The sequence below is a fragment of the Rhodoglobus vestalii genome (genome assembly GCF_006788895.1).
Classification (GTDB): Bacteria; Actinomycetota; Actinomycetes; order Actinomycetales; family Microbacteriaceae; genus Rhodoglobus; species Rhodoglobus vestalii.
The window spans coordinates 698,009-715,497 of sequence record NZ_VFRA01000001.1 but is presented as its reverse complement, the minus strand read 5'-3'; the positions used below and the strand labels follow the sequence as shown (position 1 = coordinate 715,497).

At 59.9% G+C, this 17,489-nt stretch carries 18 protein-coding genes; 13 read left to right on the top strand and 5 right to left on the bottom strand.

Translation table 11 applies throughout. From position 1 onward, the window contains the following. The gene (locus FB472_RS03440) at positions 1 to 1,347 is read right to left on the bottom strand and encodes a glutamine synthetase family protein (protein ID WP_141989664.1); all 1,347 of its coding nucleotides are present in this window, start codon (positions 1,345 to 1,347) and stop codon (positions 1 to 3) included. A gap of 108 nt (positions 1,348 to 1,455) precedes the next feature. On the opposite strand from FB472_RS03440, the gene FB472_RS03435 reads away from it, so the two are divergent. Further along, positions 1,456 to 2,160 carry a type 1 glutamine amidotransferase gene (locus FB472_RS03435; RefSeq protein WP_141989663.1) on the top strand — a complete coding sequence of 235 codons (705 nt, stop codon included), beginning with the start codon at positions 1,456 to 1,458 and terminating at the stop codon, positions 2,158 to 2,160. A 3-nt stretch (positions 2,161 to 2,163) separates the two neighbouring features. Here the strand turns inward: FB472_RS03435 and FB472_RS03430 are convergent, their stop codons facing one another. Genes FB472_RS03430 through FB472_RS03420 form a run of 3 tightly spaced genes read right to left on the bottom strand, consistent with a single transcriptional unit; the run spans position 2,164 to position 5,176 of the window. Continuing rightward, positions 2,164 to 2,502: a cupin domain-containing protein gene (locus tag FB472_RS03430; RefSeq protein ID WP_141989662.1), complete on the bottom strand. Its 339-nt coding sequence runs from the start codon at positions 2,500 to 2,502 to the stop codon at positions 2,164 to 2,166. A 45-nt stretch (positions 2,503 to 2,547) separates the two neighbouring features. Beyond that, positions 2,548 to 3,918: a pyridoxal phosphate-dependent decarboxylase family protein gene (locus FB472_RS03425; protein WP_170192012.1), complete on the bottom strand. Its 1,371-nt coding sequence runs from the start codon at positions 3,916 to 3,918 to the stop codon at positions 2,548 to 2,550. Between the two features lie 4 nt (positions 3,919 to 3,922). Next, positions 3,923 to 5,176: a cytochrome P450 gene (locus tag FB472_RS03420; RefSeq protein ID WP_141989661.1), complete on the bottom strand. Its 1,254-nt coding sequence runs from the start codon at positions 5,174 to 5,176 to the stop codon at positions 3,923 to 3,925. A gap of 196 nt (positions 5,177 to 5,372) precedes the next feature. On the opposite strand from FB472_RS03420, the gene FB472_RS03415 reads away from it, so the two are divergent. The 7 genes from FB472_RS03415 to FB472_RS03385 all read left to right on the top strand — a co-directional run bounded on the left by FB472_RS03415 (position 5,373) and on the right by FB472_RS03385 (position 11,489). After that, entirely contained in the window at positions 5,373 to 5,813 is a 441-nt protein-coding gene (locus tag FB472_RS03415) for a MarR family winged helix-turn-helix transcriptional regulator (protein ID WP_246078058.1), read from the top strand. 142 nt (positions 5,814 to 5,955) lie between these two features. Beyond that, complete coding sequence (locus FB472_RS03410; RefSeq protein ID WP_141989659.1) at positions 5,956 to 7,419, top strand: aldehyde dehydrogenase; 1,464 nt, start codon at positions 5,956 to 5,958, stop codon at positions 7,417 to 7,419. 2 nt (positions 7,420 to 7,421) lie between these two features. Next, positions 7,422 to 8,333 (top strand): DODA-type extradiol aromatic ring-opening family dioxygenase, encoded by a 912-nt coding sequence (locus FB472_RS03405; protein ID WP_141989658.1) that lies wholly within the window; start codon positions 7,422 to 7,424, stop codon positions 8,331 to 8,333. After that, the gene (locus FB472_RS03400) at positions 8,326 to 9,204 is read left to right on the top strand and encodes a fumarylacetoacetate hydrolase family protein (protein WP_141989657.1); all 879 of its coding nucleotides are present in this window, start codon (positions 8,326 to 8,328) and stop codon (positions 9,202 to 9,204) included. Before FB472_RS03405 ends, FB472_RS03400 begins: the two co-directional genes overlap by 8 nt. Beyond that, on the top strand, positions 9,201 to 9,392 hold the full coding sequence (locus FB472_RS03395) for a ferredoxin (RefSeq protein WP_021810048.1): 192 nt from the start codon (positions 9,201 to 9,203) through the stop codon (positions 9,390 to 9,392). The genes FB472_RS03400 and FB472_RS03395 overlap by 4 nt, the downstream gene beginning before the upstream one ends. After that, entirely contained in the window at positions 9,392 to 10,618 is a 1,227-nt protein-coding gene (locus FB472_RS03390; protein ID WP_141989656.1) for an NAD(P)/FAD-dependent oxidoreductase, read from the top strand. Before FB472_RS03395 ends, FB472_RS03390 begins: the two co-directional genes overlap by 1 nt. A 55-nt stretch (positions 10,619 to 10,673) precedes the next feature. Further along, positions 10,674 to 11,489 carry a carbon-nitrogen hydrolase family protein gene (locus FB472_RS03385; RefSeq protein WP_141989655.1) on the top strand — a complete coding sequence of 272 codons (816 nt, stop codon included), beginning with the start codon at positions 10,674 to 10,676 and terminating at the stop codon, positions 11,487 to 11,489. A 10-nt stretch (positions 11,490 to 11,499) separates the two neighbouring features. Here FB472_RS03385 and FB472_RS03380 read toward each other — a convergent pair whose 3' ends face one another. Continuing rightward, positions 11,500 to 12,702, bottom strand: a complete 1,203-nt coding sequence (locus FB472_RS03380) for an aminotransferase class I/II-fold pyridoxal phosphate-dependent enzyme (protein ID WP_141989654.1) — start codon at positions 12,700 to 12,702, stop codon at positions 11,500 to 11,502. Between the two features lie 94 nt (positions 12,703 to 12,796). On the opposite strand from FB472_RS03380, the gene FB472_RS03375 reads away from it, so the two are divergent. From FB472_RS03375 to FB472_RS03355, 5 genes are all read left to right on the top strand, one after another. Then, positions 12,797 to 13,348: a hypothetical protein gene (locus FB472_RS03375; RefSeq protein ID WP_141989653.1), complete on the top strand. Its 552-nt coding sequence runs from the start codon at positions 12,797 to 12,799 to the stop codon at positions 13,346 to 13,348. Positions 13,349 to 13,389: 41 nt separating this feature from the next. Further along, positions 13,390 to 14,178 carry a PKD domain-containing protein gene (locus FB472_RS03370; protein WP_246078056.1) on the top strand — a complete coding sequence of 263 codons (789 nt, stop codon included), beginning with the start codon at positions 13,390 to 13,392 and terminating at the stop codon, positions 14,176 to 14,178. A gap of 44 nt (positions 14,179 to 14,222) precedes the next feature. After that, entirely contained in the window at positions 14,223 to 14,693 is a 471-nt protein-coding gene (locus FB472_RS03365; RefSeq protein ID WP_141989652.1) for a small multi-drug export protein, read from the top strand. A 151-nt stretch (positions 14,694 to 14,844) separates the two neighbouring features. Further along, positions 14,845 to 16,326 carry a S1C family serine protease gene (locus tag FB472_RS03360; RefSeq protein ID WP_141989651.1) on the top strand — a complete coding sequence of 494 codons (1,482 nt, stop codon included), beginning with the start codon at positions 14,845 to 14,847 and terminating at the stop codon, positions 16,324 to 16,326. 133 nt (positions 16,327 to 16,459) lie between these two features. Further along, complete coding sequence (locus tag FB472_RS03355; RefSeq protein ID WP_141989650.1) at positions 16,460 to 17,488, top strand: glycosyltransferase family 2 protein; 1,029 nt, start codon at positions 16,460 to 16,462, stop codon at positions 17,486 to 17,488. Position 17,489: the final 1 nt, after the last annotated feature.

The window sequence follows — 17,489 nt, the reverse complement described above, 5'->3', positions numbered from 1 at the left end:
CTAGTAGTCAGCGAAATACTCGTCGATCTCCCACTGGCTCACCTCGCGGGTGTCCTTATCGGTGACAGAGTCTTCATAGCGCTTCACCTCATCGCGCTTGAGAACGCTGAAGACCTCGATGACAGTGCTGCCCATGGCGTTGCGCATCACTGTGTCGGCGTCTAAGGCGTCAAGGGCGGCTGCGAGGCTCATCGGAAGGATCGGGGCGGATTCATCTTCGTAGGCCCACCCCTCGACCGGTGCCGGGGCTGCGAGGCTTCGTGTGATGCCATCGAGCCCAGCGGCCAGTGTGGATGCGATTAGCAGGTAGGGGTTCGCCGCCGGGTCGCCGAGCCGCATTTCCAGTCGAGTGCCCGCGCCGCGCTCGGGCGGTACCCGCAGCATCGCGCTGCGGTTATCGTGGCCCCAGTTGGCGCGGTACGGAGCGAGAGTGTCTGGCCCAAGGCGCTTGTAGGCGTTCACGGTGGGATTCGAGAGCGCGGCGATTGCTCCAGCGTTCTCAAGGAGGCCCGCGATCATGTGGTCGGCAGTCTCAGAGAGACCCTGACCGCCATCCGACATGATGTTGTTGCCCTGCTCGTCGACTACGGAGAAGTGCAGGTGGAATCCGCTGCCCCCTTCGTCTCCCCACGGCTTGCCCGTGAAGAGGGCGTGCTTGCCGGTGCGTGCAACGATGTCGCGCACGGCTGTCTTGAACAGGAAGGTGCGGTCGGCGGCATCCAAGGCTCCACTGTGCCAGAGGTTGATCTCATACTGCGAGGGGCTGAATTCGTGGTTGCCGGCGAACACACCAATGTCCATGCCGTCGAGCATGCGCATGAGGTTGAGGAACTGGCCGCCGGGGTCAACACTTTCTCCGGTCGTGTAGACGCGACCGGTGCGGCTGAGGCTGCGGCTCCAGCCCTTTTCTTCGTCGTAGTTGGCGATGTAGAACTCAAGTTCGGGGCCAATGATCGGTGTGAGTCCGAGGGCGGTGTACTGGGCGATAACGCTCTGCAGTACTGAGCGGGGCGCGATTTCGCTGATGCTGTGGTCGGGGTTGAACGCATCTGCGACGACCATTGCAACGCCAGGCTCCCACGGCATCATCGCAAGCGTGTTGGGATCGATCTGTGTGAGGAGGTCGGGCAGGCCGGACGACATAATGTGGTTTCCGTCGAGTACGTCACCGCCGGTGGTAGTGACCCACACGCCCTGACAGAACATAGGAGACTTGGTGTGGTGGAGTTGGCTGACGAGAAGATCCTTGGAGCGGGTGATCCCCAGCACGTCGGGAAAAATCAGGCGCAAAACGTCGATCCCTTTGGCCTGTAAGTCTGCTTGAAGAGCGGGTATGTCGAGAGTCATTCTTCCTCCGGAAATAAATCGTTCGGCACTGAACGATTAGTGCGATACTAAGCCACAGAGTTGTCTCGCTGTAAACTCCCAGCGAGAATTTACCCGAAAGGTATCCAGATGAGAGCACTCTTCGTGCAGCACGATCACGTCACTGCTAGCGGACCAGTGGGCGACCGACTCCGCGAAAGAGGCTTTGAGATCGATGAAATTCTCATCGTTACCGCGGAAAACTACGAGAGCCCGAATGTTGATTTCGAGTTTCCGGATGCTTCGCAGTACGACCTTGTGATCCCCATGGGTGCACCGTGGGGGGCGTGGGATGATGCGTGCATCGGCCGGTGGCTGACCCCCGAACTTGAGTGGGTTCGCAGCACGATCGAGGCAGACATCCCGGTTCTCGGTATCTGTTTTGGCGGGCAACTGATCGCGCGTGCTCTTGGCGGCACCGTGGCTCGGGGTGTCAAAGCAGAAATTGGATGGACGGCGATCCACAGCGACGATACGTCTCTGGTCTCTAACGGCCCCTGGTTCCAGTTTCACTACGACCAGTGGACGATGCCCGAAGGAGCCGTCGAGATCGCCCGCACCCCTGTTGCATCCCAAGCATTCACCTATGGCCGCAGCCTTGCTGTGCAGTTTCACCCCGAGCTCAACACCTCCATTTTGACGGGGTGGCTCGGCCAGGGTGGGATCGATGAAGTCATCGCGGATGGTCAAAACCCTGACGTTATGCTCGCCCAAACCCGCGCCGAAGAGGGCATCGCCGCCCAACGTACGGCCGAGCTCGTGGATGCCTTTCTGGTGCACGCCAAGCTTGGCTAGAAGCTAGTGGGGCTTGATGACCGTCAGCAGAATCACGGAGTCCTCGAGGGCGTCGACAGCATGAACAACCTCGGGGATCGGGATAAAGTCTCCTGCTGAGCCAGCCTGTGACCCGGTCTCCCACCGCAGCGTGATTCGCCCCTTCAGTACCTGCAGGGTGGCCTCGCCCGGGCTCGAATGCTCGGCAAGCCCAGAGCCCGCCTTCAGCGCAATTAGCGTCTGGCGCAATTGTTTACCGTGGCCACCCCAAATTGTGTGTGCACTCCGGCCGCTAGATGCTGCGATCGCGTGCGCCAGTTCTGTTGCTGCAAGTTCCGTCAAAGAAACAGTTGTGTTATCCATTCGTCGCGCCTTTCCCTAGCCATCAGGCACAGGCTACTGTGCCGCCTAGCGAAGCGTTTCGAGAGCCTCCATCACGTGTGCGGTCTCGGTGTCTGGGTTCACGAACGCGAGTCGCAGCACGCTCTTGCCGTGCCACGAGGTGGGCACGCAAAGGATCACACCGTCGTGCGCGACCTGCTTTGACCACGCCGAATACTGTTCGGCCGTCCACCCTTTTCGTTCGAATAACAGCACTGAAAGTTCGGGCGCGCGCACAAGTTTGAGATAGTCGCTCTCGTCAATGGCGCGGGCAACCTCACGTGCTGTCGTGATCGAACTTTCGACCGCATCCCGATATTTGTTGGTGCCGTGGGTGGCAAGACTGAACCACAGCGGCAACCCGCGCACGCGCCGAGAAAGGTGCAAAGCGAGTTCACTAGGGTTGGACTCATTGCGGTCGATGGCATCCAAATAGCTTGCATGCTGGGAGTGCACGGCGCGGGCCAGCTCGGGCTGACGGTAGACCAATGCGCAGCAGTCGTAGGGCGCGAAAAGCCACTTGTGCGGATCAACGATAAAGCTGTCGGCTCGTTCAATGCCCGTGAAGAGGGGCCGGATGCTTGGGGCGGCGAGTCCCGCACCGCCATAGGCGCCATCGACGTGCATCCAGACACCGAATTCTTCGCAGACGTCGGCGATGTCTGCGAGGTCGTCGACGAGACCCTCATTGGTGGTTCCCGCGGATGCCACCACAGCAAACACGTTGGGTGACTGTTCGAGAGTGGTCCGCAGGGCAGCCCCGGTCATGTGCCCCCGGTCGTCGATGGGTACATCGACCACGTCGACGTCGAGCGCTTTCGCGGCCGACTGGATCGACGAGTGCGCGTTGCTGCTGCAGGCAAGCTGCCAGCCGCCAGCGGGACGACCTCCACGATGCGTCTTGGCAGTTTCGCGTGCGGTCATGAGCGCAGAGAGGTTGCCCGAGGTGCCTCCAGAAACGAAGGTTCCGCCGGCAGTGTCAGGCCACTCAAGCAGTTCGATGATCCATTGGAGGGCTTGGTTTTCGGCGAAGATCGCACCGGCACCTGACTCCCAGAGTCCACCAAATATGTTGGCGGAGCTCGTGACAAGATCGAAGGCAACCGCGGCCCGGGTGGGAGCGGCCGCGATATAGGCGAGGTTCAGCGGGTCGTCCTGAGCGCGAGTTGCGGGCTCAAGAATTTCGTCGAAAATGCGGAGCGCTTCGGCCCCTCCGATGCCTTCTGGGCGAATCGCGTTGCCGACCGCTGCGGCAAGTTCGGCTGCGGGCCGAGCTGTTGACAGGGGATCGGTTTTGCGAACCATCCGTTTGGCGGTCCAGTCGAGGGCGAGCTGCACTACTTCAGTTTCGTCGCCCCAGACTGCATGGGGTCGACCTTGTGGGCGTACCTCGCTCATGTGCCTACTCTACTAATTCGACGCGTACCGGAAGTCGTTTGATTCCGTTGACGAAGTTGCTGCGCAATCGCGCTGGTTCGCTCAGCTTTGTCATGTTGGAGATCCGGGGCAACAGGGTCTCGAACATGATGCGGATTTCTAGTCGTGCTAGAGAGTTTCCGAGACACATGTGCGGGCCACCGCGACCGAACGCCATGTGCTCGTTGGGGTTGCGGGTGACATCCATCGTGTAAGGGTTCTCAAAGACCTCGGGGTCGCGGTTGCCGGCAGCAAACCAGGTGACGACCTTCTGGCCCTCTTTGATGACCTGACCGTTGATCTCGGTGTCCTTGGTGGCCGTGCGGCGGAAGTGATACACGGGGCTTGCCATGCGCAAGAACTCTTCGACGGCCCACGGGATGAGCTCGGGCTTCTCTTGCAGAAGCGCCAGCTGGTCGGGGTTGTCGATGAGGTAATTCATGGTGTGCGTAATCGTGTGGCGAGTGGTCTCGTTGCCGGCGACGACCAGCAGCAGGAAGTAGCTGTTGAAATCGCGTTCGTTGAGCGCTTTACCATCCATCGGCTCTTGATTGACGAGGCGCGAAACGAGGTCAGTGCCATCTTTTCCGCGACGTTTGTCGGCCAGATCGTTGCCATATTCGAAGACCTCGCGGGCTGCGGGCGAACGGAACGGCAGGAGACGAAACTCTTCGCTTTCGGCAGAACTTGCCAGTACATCGGCGTGTTCGGGGTCGTCGTTGCCGATCATCCGGTCGCCCCAGTCAATGAGCTTGTGGGTGTCGGCGTCGGGAACATCAAGCATCTTGGCGAGCACGCGGATCGGGAAGTCTGCCGCCACCTGACTGACGAACTCAAACTCCTTGTTGGCAAACGCCGCATCGAGCGTGCTCGCAGTGAGCCCACGGAGAAAGATCTCATAACCACCGACCGCCTTGGGGGTGAATTCACCCTGCATTAGTCGTCGGAGTGCCCGGTGACGCGCGCCATCAGTCTCGAGCATTGATTTGCGTACCTCGAGCTGCTCGTCGTCAAGTTCCTCTATGTTGACCCCGCCACGCTCACTGGAAAACGTTTCGGTATCCCGCAGCACACCAACGATGTCGTGATATCGCGTCAGCGACCAGAAGCCGTGGTTGGGAGCCGCTTCTTCTGACCAGTGCACGGGCGCATCAGCGCGAAGCGTGTCGAACACCTGCCACGGCGTGCCGCTCTCGAATAGGTCTAAATCTGCCAGGGTGACGTTCGCCGTTGAAGTCAACTCAATCCTCCGAAGGTTGTTTGTATCCAAACAATAGGGTACTTGATCACGTTTCGGCGAGTGTACCCGCGCTAATACTTCTGTGGCCCGGGCGTTGGATAGAGTAACCGCAGCTAAACGCGAGCGAGGGGACCCCGTGGCCGGACCACACACACTGACTGAAACCGAACGCCAAGTACAGGCAAGAGTCGGGGGCTTGCCACTGGACTACTCAGCGATGGCGGTCGCGTCGAATCTTTTTCGTGCCGCCAATGCTGTGCGCAATCATTTCGAACGCACGGTTCTTTCTGAGCACAACCTCTCATGGACTGCCTTTGTGGTGCTGTGGGTGACCTGGATCTGGGAGCCCATTGAGACTCGCCAGATCGCGCTTGAGGGCGGTTTTTCAAAAGCTACTCTCACCGGTGTCTTGTCGACGCTGGAACGCCGTGGGTGGCTTACGCGTGAGCGCAGCGCCAGTGACGGACGCCTTGTTGTCGTGAAACTTACGGATGCCGGCCGAGAGCTCATGATCGAACTATTCCCGGCGTTCAATCTTCAGGAGCAAGCGGTGACGAGCCCTATCGATCGTGGGCGACGTGAAGAGCTCGCCGAGATGCTGCGGGTGATCACCGCGGGCCTGGAATCAAAAAACTAGCGCCGGGCCTATTTGTCCGGGGAGAAATGCCCTTTTTCCGTGGGGGAATACCGCTAACGCTTGTTTGGGCTGGATTCACTCGGTAGGGTAAGTCATTAGCATCCGAATGACTTAATGGTGAGCGATTCGAGACGGGAGCACTATGACTAACGCTCAAGTAGCGGGAGTGACCGTCGACACACGGCACTTCATCAACGGAGAGCGCGTCGCCTCCGACGAGACATTCACGAACACGTCTCCCATTGACGGCAGCAACCTCGGAGAAATTTCCCGCGGTGGCCAACGAGAAGTCGACCTTGCCGTCGCGGCAGCACGCGCAGCATTCCCCGGATGGGCTGCCACCAGCCCCAAAGACCGTGCCGCCATCCTGCACAAAATAGCCGACCTCGTCGACGAGCGCGTCACAGAACTCGCCAACGTTGAGACGATGGACAACGGCGCACTCCTGCGCAGCCACCTGCGCGGTGTGATGCCGCGAGTGGCCCACAATTTTAGGTTCTTCGCCGACTACCTCGTGAACGACCTCGGGCATCCCGACTTCGAAACCCGTGGTCACAATAACCACGTCTCGTGGGATCCCTCGGGAGTCGCCGCCCTGATCACCCCGTGGAATGCACCGCTCATGCTTGCCACCTGGAAGATCGCCCCCGCGCTCGCCGCCGGCGACACCGTAGTGCTGAAGCCCGCCGAGTGGACGCCGCTGACGGCATCCCTATTGGCCGACATCTCCCGCGAAGCCGGCTTGCCTGCCGGTGTGTTCAACGTCGTGCAGGGTTACGGAAAAGAAGCGGGTGCAGCCCTAGTGGCTCACCGGGACCTCAGTCGTATTTCGTTCACCGGATCAGTACCCACCGCCAAATCGATCGCCCGCGCAGCAGCAGACAACCTCACCCCGTGCAGCTTTGAACTCGGCGGCAAAAGCCCCTGCATCGTCATGCACGATGCCGACCTCGAGCTCGCAGCAACCCTTGCGGTGGAGCAGTACGACAACGCCGGCCAAGTGTGCCTCTCCGGCACGCGCATCCTCGTTCACGAAGACATTGCGGATGCCTTTGCTGACGCTTTCACGGCAAAAATTGCGACCCTGCGTCAGGGTGACCCCCGCGACCTCGAGACCGACATTGGGCCGCAGGTTCATCGTGTGCACTTTGAGCGGATCAAGGGTTTCGTGGATCGCGCGAAAGAGGGCGGCGCGAATATTGTTGTTGGTGGTGCGCCAAACGCCGAACTTGGCGGACTCTACTTTGCTCCGACTCTGGTGAAAGATCCTGAGGTTGGCAGTGAGATTGTCACCCAAGAGGTCTTCGGCCCGGTGCTGACGATGCAGACCTTTAGCACCGACGAAGAAGTCGTGGCAATGGCCAACGGCACCGAATTCGGGCTCGCCGCGATTCTGGTTTCGGGCAACCGCGACCACGCTGATGTGATCGCCAAGCAGCTGGTGGCGGGCACGATCTGGGTTAACTGCTTCTTTGTGCGTGACCTGCGGGCACCGTTTGGTGGCTCGAAGAAGTCAGGTGTTGGTCGTGAGGGCGGCACTTGGTCGTTCGATTTCTATGCAGATGTTAAGAACACGGTGGTTTCGCCGAACGGATGGAAGGAATAGTCATGGGAGAAGTTGTTGGGGTTGGGCTGATTGCTCACGTACCCACGATCATGTTGCCGAAGGAGATCCGCATGGAACTCAACGAGGGCAAAGATTCAACGCTCGTTGATGGACTCGAACGGCTCCGCAAGGATTACTTCGAGAACGACGACTACGACACTGTTGTCGTGCTCGACAGCCACTGGGCCACCACGGTCGAGTTCGTTGTTACCTCGCATGAGCGCCGTCACGGCACGTTCACCTCGGAGGAACTTCCTCGTAGCGTGAACAGTCTGCCTTTCGACTACAAAGGCGACCCTGAGCTGGCGAAGCTCATGGGGGAGCAGGCCGAAAAGAACGGCACCTGGATCACCCCGATCGACGACGAACACCTTCCCGTGATGTACGCCACGATCAATCTGTGGGACTACCTCGGCAAGGGGTTACCCGAGAAGAGGTGGCTGAGCGTCTCAATCTGCCAGACCGCCACCGATGAAGACTTCTTGCGCGCGGGACGTGCAATCGGTGAGGCCATCGCTAAGAGCGACCGCCGCGTCATCCTGCTCGCTTCTGGTGCTCTCTCGCATACCTTCTATAAGCTGCGCGAGCTGCGCAAGCATGAGATGGCCGACCCGGCACACATCTTCTCGGATGCTGCCCGCGAGGCAGACTGCGAGCGTCTTGACTGGTTCACGGAGGGCAACCACGCGAAGGTGCTGGAAACCATGCCTGCGTTCCACAAGGTTCGCCCCGAGGCGATGTTCGGCCACTGGCTGATCACTGCGGGCGCGATCGGTGAAGACAAGTGCACCGTCCCCGGCGTGATGTACAGCGAGTACGAAAATTCAATCGGCACCGCTCAGGTGCACGTGTGGTTCCCGAAGCCGGAGGGTGGCTTCCCGGCAGCCAAGGATGTGGTTCTTTCTCGTGACTGAGTTGCGCAGAGTACTTCTTGGCGGATACCCGACGCAGGTGGTGCGCCACGGCGACATGCTCGTTGCTGGCGATGGTCGCGAGGTGAGTGTCGATGAGGCAGTCCATTTGCCGCCGACTGAGCCAAGCAAAATCATTGCGGTGCATTTGAACTATGCGAGTCGCACCGAAGAGTTCATGACCAAGCTGCCGTCGGCACCGACTTACTTTCAGAAGCCGGTCACCGCACTCAACACGCACAAGGGCGATGTTGTGCGGCCCGAGGGTTGCAAGTGGTTGAACTTTGAGGGTGAGATTGTGATCGTCATTGGTCGCACCTGCCGCAATGTTTCTCCTGATGAGGCCGGCGACTATATTGCCGGGTACTCGATCGGCAATGACTACGGTTTGCACGATTTCCGCGATACGGATGCCGGTTCCATGCTCCGGGTGAAGGGCAGCGATACGCTCGCCCCGGTTGGCCCTGGCCTGGTCACGGACTGGGATTTCCGTGGCAAGCAGTTGCGCACCATCGTGAATGGTGAGGTCAAGCAAGATGACAATACCGACAATATGGAATGGGATATGAACTATCTCGTTGCCGATATTGCGCGCACGATTACGTTGAGCCCCGGCGATCTGCTGTTCTCGGGCACGCCCGCGTTCTCGCGTCCGGTTCAGCCCGGAGATGTGGTCGAGGTCGAGGTTGAGGGTCTGGGAAAGCTCACTAACCGTATTGTTGCCGGCCCGACTCCGATCCGCACCGATGTCGGTGCACAGCCGACCCAGAGTGAAGAGGTAATGTCGACCGCAATGGGTGGTGATTGGGAGTTCCGAGGTATTCGTACTCCCTCTAAAGATCTTTACCCGTCGACAGTTGAGGAAAAGCGATGATCAAAATCGAAGTTGACATGAACCAGTGCCAGAACTATGGCCAGTGTGTGTTTGAGGCGCCCGACAATTTCAAGCTCAACGACGATGACGAACTTGAGTATGTTGCTGAGGCGCCCGATTCGGAGCGCGACAACATTGAGGCTGCCGTTGATGTGTGCCCGATGCAGGCCATCCGAATCGTCGAATAGTGTCTGGGGCGAACCCTTCCGCACCGGTTGTTATTGTCGGTGCGGCAATGGGTGGGCTTCGCGCGGCGGAGTCGCTTCGTCGGTCGGGTTACACGGGTGCGATTCGGGTCGTGGGTGAGGAACTTCATGCGCCCTATAACCGTCCGCCTCTGTCTAAGGAGGTGTTGGCCACTGATGTGACTCATGAGGCTGTGGCGTTTCCGTCGCGAGCTGAGATGGGTGATGTTGAGTGGATGCTCGGGGTTCGGGCATCCACGGTGGATCTCGAGGCTCGCACGCTCACCACTGATGATGGCCAGGTGCAGCCGTGGCGTGCTCTAGTGATTGCCACTGGTTTGCGGGCTCGCCGGCTGGATTTTAGGCCGATTGCTGGGCGGCATGTGGTTCGTTCGCTGGATGATGCGATGGCGTTGCGGGCGGAACTCACTGCGGGTGCGCGCGTTGTTGTTGTCGGGTCGGGTTTTTTGGGTTGTGAGCTGAGTGCGACGGCCAGCAAGCTGGGCTGCTCGGTGACGGTTGTGACGCCGAGTGTTGAGCCGATGATTCGTCCGCTTGGTTCGCTGGTTGGGCAGGAGATGCGTCGGCGGCTTAACGTTGAGGGTGTGGAGATTTTCACCGGAGTCACTGTCGCTGCCATCAATGGCGGAACTTCGGTTGAGTCGGTCGAGTTGAGTGATGGCCGCGTTGTGCCGGCTGATGTTGTGATTGAGTCTGTTGGTTCGGACTGCAACATCGAGTGGCTTGAGGGCACCGGTCTCGATATGGGTGATGGGGTGCTCGCTGATAACGCGATGCGTGCGGTGACGACCGAGGGTGTCGCGCTCGATGACGTGTATGTTGTTGGCGATATTGCGCGGTTCCCAAATCCGATGTTTGATGATGTGCCGCGCCGAATTGAGCACTGGAATATCCCGACCGATACGGGCAAGCGTGCTGGCGCAGTGTTGGCTGCGCACCTGGCCGATGATGGTTCTTTCGATGACGTGGTCGCGAAGCCGTTCGCTCCGATGCCCTCGTTCTGGTCGAACCAGTTTGAGATCAAACTGCAGGCTTACGGACTGTTGGGTTTGGTAACGGATGACGACGTCCGCATTCTTGAGGGAGACTTGGCCGATCAGGTTGCGGTGGGTTACTACCGCGACGACCGTTTGGTGGGTGTGCTCGGAATTGGCATGAAGGCTGCGCTGCTGCCGTACCGCAAGCAGATTGCTGAGGGCGGCGTTTAGTCGTTTTTGCGCAGGTGCCCTGGTCGCTGTGGCGGCTGGGTCGTAGGCTGGGGTCATGACTTCCGCGTCGACTGTTGCTGTTGCCCAGTTTGCGCCGGGTGCTGACCGCGCTGAGAACATCGCCAGGGTCACTGAGCTTGCCGAGCGCGCGGTCGAGCGCGGTGCGAGTTTTGTCGTGTTCCCCGAGTATTCGGCGTACTTCACGCCCATGATGGGCGACGATTGGGTGGCTGCGGCTGAACCTCTCGATGGCCCCTTCGTGCAGGCTCTGACGTCGCTGGCGCAGCGCTTGCGCATTCATGTCGCTGCGGGAATGTTGGAGTCGTCGGGTGAAGAGAAGCGATTCTCGAACACCCTCATTGCGATTGCGCCCACGGGTGCCCTGGTTGCTACCTATCGCAAACAGCACCTCTATGACGCCTTCGGGCAGCGCGAATCGGATTGGGTTATTCCGGGGTCGATTGGTGCGCCTGAGACGTTTGCGTGGGAGGGCTTCACTGTCGGTTTGCAGACCTGTTACGACATCCGTTTTCCGGAGGTGTCTCGTTGGCTGGTGGATGCTGGAGCGAACCTGATTGTGGTGCCCGCCGAGTGGGTTCGTGGGCCGCTGAAGGAATACCACTGGCGCACGCTGCTGACGGCGCGCGCGATCGAGAACACAGTTTTTATCGCCGCCGCGGATCATGCCCCGCCGATTGGGGTTGGCAACAGTATGGTGGTGGACCCGATGGGCGTTGAGTTGGTGACGATTGGTGAGCGCACGGATGTTGCGGTCGCCCACATTGAGCACGCTCGCCTCGATGAGGTGCGGGCTATCAATCCCGCGCTCGAGTTGCGCCGGTATGCCGTGCACCCGCGCGAGGAGCGCTAGCTTTCGCCAATTAGTGGCGCAGTTTCATTCCGGAGAGTTGTGCTGCGGCGCGATCGAGTACGTCGGTTTTTTTGCAGAAAGCGAAGCGGATGAGGGTGTTGTAGTCGCCGTGGTTTTCGGAGTGCACGAAGGCGGTGACGGGGATTCCGACAACTCCTGCTAGTTCGGGGAGGGTGCGGCAGAATTTGGCGGCGTCGGTGACTCCGAGTGGTGCGGCATCCGCGATGATGAAGTAGCCAGCCTGGGGTGTGGTGACGTCAAATCCGGCACTGCGAAGTCCGGCTCCGAGCGTGTCGCGTTTACGGGCGAGTCCGTCGGCAACTCCGGTGAAGTATTCATCGGGTAGACCGAGGCCGACCGCGATTGCGGGTTGAAGGGGTGCACCGTTGACGTAGGTGAGGTACTGCTTGACGGCCATGATCGCTTGCAGGATCGGTTGCGGCGAGGTGATCCAGCCAATTTTCCAGCCGGTGGTGTTGAACGTTTTGCCGCCGCTGGAGATGCTGATGGTGCGGTCGAATGCTCCGGGCAGGCTGGCGATGGGGATGTGTTCGTGGCCGAAGGTGAGGTGTTCGTACACTTCGTCAGTGACGATGAGCGCATCGTATTTGTGCGCGAGTTCGACAATCAGTTCGAGAGTTTCACGGTCGAGAACGCTGCCCGTGGGGTTGTGTGGGCTGTTGAGAACGATCAGTCGCGTGCGTCCGCTGAATGCGGCGCGGATGTCGTCGTGGTTGGGCTGAAAGTTGGGGGCCCGGAGTGGCACTGTCACGTGGGATGCGCGGGCGAGGTTGATCATGGCGCCGTAGGCGTCGTAGAAGGGTTCGAGGGTGATGACTTCGTCGCCGGTGTCGGTGAGGGCGAGGATTGTGGCGGCGAGAGCTTCGGTTGCGCCTGCGGTGGCGAGTACTTGGGTGTCGGGGTCGATGTCGATCCCGTAGAACCGTTTTTGGTGTTCGGCGATGGCGTTGCGCAGCACGGGCAGGCCGTTGCCGGGCGGGTATTGGTTGATGCCGTCGCTGATGGCTGTGCGGGCGGCATCCAAAACTTCGATGGGGCCATCTTCATCGGGAAACCCTTGACCCAAATTGATGGCACCGGTGCTCGCGGCGAGGGCCGACATTTCGGCAAAAATTGTTTGGCTCAGTTGCCCGTTGGCACCCAGCAGCATGGCACCATTGGCGGCGCGTTCCCAAGATCCGGTGACTGTCATCGTTCCGCAAGCCTAACGACTTGTATCGTCTGCGTCAGCGTGTGGCTGTGGAAAGTCGGGTACCTCTTTCGTTGGCGATGTTTACGGTCGATGTATGCGGCTACCGAACCTCGTACGCGCGGCGGGCGGTGTGCTCCTCTTAGCGTTGCTGAGTGGATGCGTGCCCACCGACGCATCACCCCAACCCGAACCCACCCCCACCTTCGTTGCGCCCTACGCCTCCGACGAGGAGGCGCTCGCGGCGGCTGAGGAGGCGTATGCGGAGTACTTGCGCGTGATCAATGTGACGCTACGCACCGCGGTCGTTGACGAGGCCCTATTCAAGTCAGTGGCGGTGGGAGCTGAACTGGCTGACGCGGTAAGCGTCTACTCCCGAATCGCTAAAGAAGGAAAGTACTCGACCGCTGACATTACGTTTGATCAGACTTCGTTGCAGCGATATTCAACGGATGGTTCTCCAAAAGAGCTCGTGACGATATACGTCTGTGAGGACCTTTCCAAGGCGTATCTTCTCGACTCGGATGGCAACCGTGTGAAAGATCAAAGTGTGCCGCCTCGAATCGTTCAGATCAGCTTCGATTACTCAGTTGACCAGGAGACGCTGCTGTTGTCCGATAGGCAGCCTTGGGTGGAAACCTCGTGTTAGCTCATTTGTTTGTTTTGCTACTCACTGCTTCCGCAACATTCATGCCAGTGGTACTGATCGGAGTCCCAACCTCGTCGACTTGCCAGGCAGGCGACGAACTTGACGATGGTCCAGCCTGCCCCGCAGTAGGGGCCATCGGGGATGGCTATGTAGAGCTCGGAATCACTACCGAAGTTCCGGCATCGAACGGTTCGGGCCCACGCGACAACTCCGCAGACGGGGTTGGCCTGGAGGTTGGTGTTGGCGTCGACGCTCTCGACAACGTCGAGGAGGCGTGGTGCGACATCCAGCGAATCGAGTGCGTACCCTGGACGCCTCCAGCCGACAATGCCGAAGGCGAGACCGGCCCGGTAACCATCTCCGACATCGCGACATTCCGCCCACAACCTGCGACCGCCGGAATGCAACCCAACCAGTGGATGATCGTCGGGCTTGCAACAAACTTCTACGTCAACACATCCACCCATGTTGTTGACGGCACACTCTTCGGTGGCACCGCCCAGGTGCGTTTCACCCCAGTTGCTCACAACTGGAACTACGGCGATGGCACAACGGCCTCACTCGGAACAGCAGGCACCACCTGGGCGAAACAGAAGATTGCCGAATTCGATCCGACCCCCACCAGCCACATCTACCAAGAACCAGGTAACTACACAATCACCCTCACCGTCACCTACACCGCTGAATACCGAGTCGCAGGAAGCAGCTGGCAAAACGTCGTCGGTACCCTCACAATCGCAGCCCCACCCCTCACCGCAACAGCAGGTCACGCCACCACAGTGCTCGTCGACCAAGACTGCAACAGCAACCCCACCGGCATAGGCTGTTAACCAAGAACATCCACGCCGATCACGGCACAACCACGAAAGAACCAATGATCGACGCACTACAAAACTTCACCGAATCACTGCCACCACTCCTGCAATGGGTAGGCGTAATCCTCGCCTCAGCAATCCCCTTCATCGAATCCTACTTCGGCTCCATCATCGGCATCCTCGCCGGAATCAACCCCGTCATAGCCATCCTCGCCGCCATCATCGGCAACACACTATCCATGATCATCGTCGTACTCAGCGCACACCACGTACGCGCCAGCGTCACCAAACGCCAAAACCCCAAACCGCCCACACAACGCAAAGAACGACTACGCAAACAATTCGACAAATACGGTGTACCCGGCGTCAGCCTCCTCGGCCAAACCATCCTCCCCAGCCAAATAACCGCAGCCGCAATGGTCTCCTTCGGAGCATCCAAAAACAGCGTCATCCTCTGGCAAATCATCTCCATCACCCTCTGGGGAATCGCATTCGGCGCACTCGCAGCCCTCGGCACCAGCCTCCTCTAAACCGCAACACCCACCAGCCAACACACCACCAGCCCACACACCACCACCGACTAGCGGCCTGCGTGCAGCCACCACGCAGGCCCCATACAGCACCCCTAAATACAATGTTCAGGTTGGCGATAGAAGCTTGCATCGCCGAAAGGAGCACAACATGACCGAGGTCCCCAAAGAACCGACCCCCGCAACAACATCCAGCGACAACACCAACCACACCAACCCCACCCCAACAACTTCTGCCACCGAAGCGACACCCAGCAGCGAAACAACCGCAGATCCTGAAACCGCAACAGCCAGCGAAACAACCGCGGCCGGCGAGGCAACCCCGATTTACAGTCAAGCAGATCCTGCTGCCACCCCTGCTGGTTCCCCCGGCGGGAGCTTCGGGCCTGAAGCAACCACCAGCTCCGAGACCAACACGGCACCAGCCACCGCAAAAAAACCCACCATGACCCTCGGACTCGTGGCCAGCTTCGCCATCGTCGCGCTCCTCGGCGGTGCATCCGGAGCAGGAGTAGCGCTCTGGGCTGTCGGCAACCAAGACACCGCAGCCGTCAGCGGCACAGCCAACCCCACATCCATCACCGTCAACGACCCCGGCAACGCAACACTGGTAACCTCAGTCGTCGCCAAAGCAGCACCCGCCATCGTCACCATTAACGTGAGCGGCCAAGGCACCGGCGGCAGCGGATCCGGTGTCATCATCAGCGCCGACGGAAACGTGATCACCAACGCCCACGTCGTCACCCTCGACGGCAAAGTAGCCAACCCTGACGTCACCGTAACCACCAGCGACGGACGCCTACTCCCCGCAACCGTCGTCGGATTCGACCCCATCTCTGACATCGCCGTCATCAACATTGATGCCGCCGAAGACATGCCATTCGTTTCGATCGCCGACTCCAGCAAACTCAACGTCGGCGATGGCACCGTAGCAATCGGTGCACCGCTCGGTCTCTCCGGCACCGTCACCAGCGGAATCGTCAGTGCCCTCAACCGAAGCATCACCGTCGCATCAGCCGCACTACCCGAAGATCCCGAAACGGCACCCGAACCAGACAGCCCCGGGGCCCCCGACCTCTGGAACTTCGACCTCTTCGGCGAAAACGGCGGCCAGAGCAACGCCAACCAAGCATCAGTTGCGTTGTCGGTTATCCAAACGGATGCCGCCATCAACCCCGGCAACTCCGGAGGTGCACTGCTGAACTCCGACGGTGAACTCATCGGAATCAACGTCGCCATCGCCTCATCCGGCGGCACAGCAGGCAACATCGGCGTTGGATTTGCGATCCCCGCCAACCTAGCCAGCCGAGTAGCAAACGAAATACTCGCCACCGGAACCGCCACCCACGGACTGCTCGGTGCCGCAGTAGCAGACGTCACCGACGACCCCATCCAAAGCAACGCAACAGTCATCGGCGCAAGCATCGTCGATGTCAGCGATGGAGGAGCCGCCGCCGCCGCCGGGCTCAAAGTGGGCGACATCGTCACCAACCTCGACGGCATCCCCGTAACCAACAAAACTGACCTCACTGCACAGGTACGCGCAAAGTCAGCCGGTGAAGAAACAACCATCAGCTACGTACGTGACGGAGAGGCCTACACGGTCGACGTCACACTAGGTGCGCTGAACTAACACACCTGCACCACTCACTCTGCGGCGTGCACAAGCCCCCAAGCTCGTGCACGCCGCAGACGTGTGTAAACCGCGAGATCGTGCCCCAACGCGATATGCTCAACCGACCACCCAGCCCGACGTATTGGAACACATGGCAAAGAAGGCTCCAGCCCTCACCGGTGTGTCGTACGTGATGCCTGTGCTCAACGAAGTCGAACACATCGAGGCAGCCGTCGACAGCCTCACAGCGCAAGACTACGAAGGACCCTTCGAAATCGTGCTCGCGCTCGGCCCCAGCATCGATGGCACCAACGCCATCATCGATGAAATGGCACGCCTCGACTCGCGCATCCGACACATCCCCAACGAACTTGGCTCCACCCCGGGCGGGCTGAACGCCGCCATCCGCGCCTCGACCCACCCCATCATCGTTCGCGTCGACGCCCACTCGGTACTACCCACCAACTACACCCGCATCGCCGTCGAAACACTCGAACGCACCGGAGCCGACAACGTCGGCGGCATCATGAAAGCCGAAGGCCGCACCCCCTTCGAACGTGCCGTCGCCCACGCCTACGGATCACCGGAAGGCCTCGGCGGCACCCAACACCACACCGGCGGCAAAGAAGGCCCCGCAGAAACCGCCTACCTCGGAGTCTTCCAACGCGACCGCCTCACCGAAGTTGGACTCTTCGACGAAGACATCAAGCGTGGCCAAGACTGGGAACTCAACCGACGACTCCGTGCCACGGGCGGCACCGTCTGGTTCACCCCCAAACTCCAAGTCGTCTACCGCCCGCGCTCGAGCCTACGCAAACTCATTCGGCAATTCGTTGCCACAGGAATCTGGCGCGGAGAACTCGCGCGACGCTTCGGCACAGCAAACTCACTGCGCTACTTTGTGCCACCAATCGCCGTACTCGGCATCGTCGCCGGACTCCTACTGGGCATCATCGGCAGCGCAACCAGCGCAACCTGGCTGAGTCTCGCGTACATCGCGCCAGCAACCTACACACTCTTCGTAATCGTCGCCTCAAGCATTACGGCCGCCAAAGAGGGGCTACGATCAGGCGTCTGGTATCTGGTTGTGCTGCCGTGCATCCACTTCGGATGGGGCACAGGTTTCATCCTCGGATTCCTCACCCTCACCAAAAACATCACTGCGCAGACGGGAAGGTAAC

Excerpts from the sequence above, each read along its gene's own strand:
- FB472_RS03440 (WP_141989664.1), bottom strand. The coding sequence starts at position 1,347 with ATGACTCTCGACATACCCGCTCTTCAAGCAGACTTACAGGCCAAAGGG.
- FB472_RS03435 (WP_141989663.1), top strand. The coding sequence starts at position 1,456 with ATGAGAGCACTCTTCGTGCAGCACGATCACGTCACTGCTAGCGGACCA.
- FB472_RS03430 (WP_141989662.1), bottom strand. The coding sequence starts at position 2,502 with ATGGATAACACAACTGTTTCTTTGACGGAACTTGCAGCAACAGAACTG.
- FB472_RS03425 (WP_170192012.1), bottom strand. The coding sequence starts at position 3,918 with ATGAGCGAGGTACGCCCACAAGGTCGACCCCATGCAGTCTGGGGCGAC.
- FB472_RS03410 (WP_141989659.1), top strand. The coding sequence starts at position 5,956 with ATGACTAACGCTCAAGTAGCGGGAGTGACCGTCGACACACGGCACTTC.
- FB472_RS03405 (WP_141989658.1), top strand. The coding sequence starts at position 7,422 with ATGGGAGAAGTTGTTGGGGTTGGGCTGATTGCTCACGTACCCACGATC.
- FB472_RS03395 (WP_021810048.1), top strand. The coding sequence starts at position 9,201 with ATGATCAAAATCGAAGTTGACATGAACCAGTGCCAGAACTATGGCCAG.
- FB472_RS03385 (WP_141989655.1), top strand. The coding sequence starts at position 10,674 with ATGACTTCCGCGTCGACTGTTGCTGTTGCCCAGTTTGCGCCGGGTGCT.
- FB472_RS03380 (WP_141989654.1), bottom strand. The coding sequence starts at position 12,702 with ATGACAGTCACCGGATCTTGGGAACGCGCCGCCAATGGTGCCATGCTG.
- FB472_RS03375 (WP_141989653.1), top strand. The coding sequence starts at position 12,797 with ATGCGGCTACCGAACCTCGTACGCGCGGCGGGCGGTGTGCTCCTCTTA.
- FB472_RS03370 (WP_246078056.1), top strand. The coding sequence starts at position 13,390 with ATGCCAGTGGTACTGATCGGAGTCCCAACCTCGTCGACTTGCCAGGCA.
- FB472_RS03365 (WP_141989652.1), top strand. The coding sequence starts at position 14,223 with ATGATCGACGCACTACAAAACTTCACCGAATCACTGCCACCACTCCTG.
- FB472_RS03360 (WP_141989651.1), top strand. The coding sequence starts at position 14,845 with ATGACCGAGGTCCCCAAAGAACCGACCCCCGCAACAACATCCAGCGAC.
- FB472_RS03355 (WP_141989650.1), top strand. The coding sequence starts at position 16,460 with ATGGCAAAGAAGGCTCCAGCCCTCACCGGTGTGTCGTACGTGATGCCT.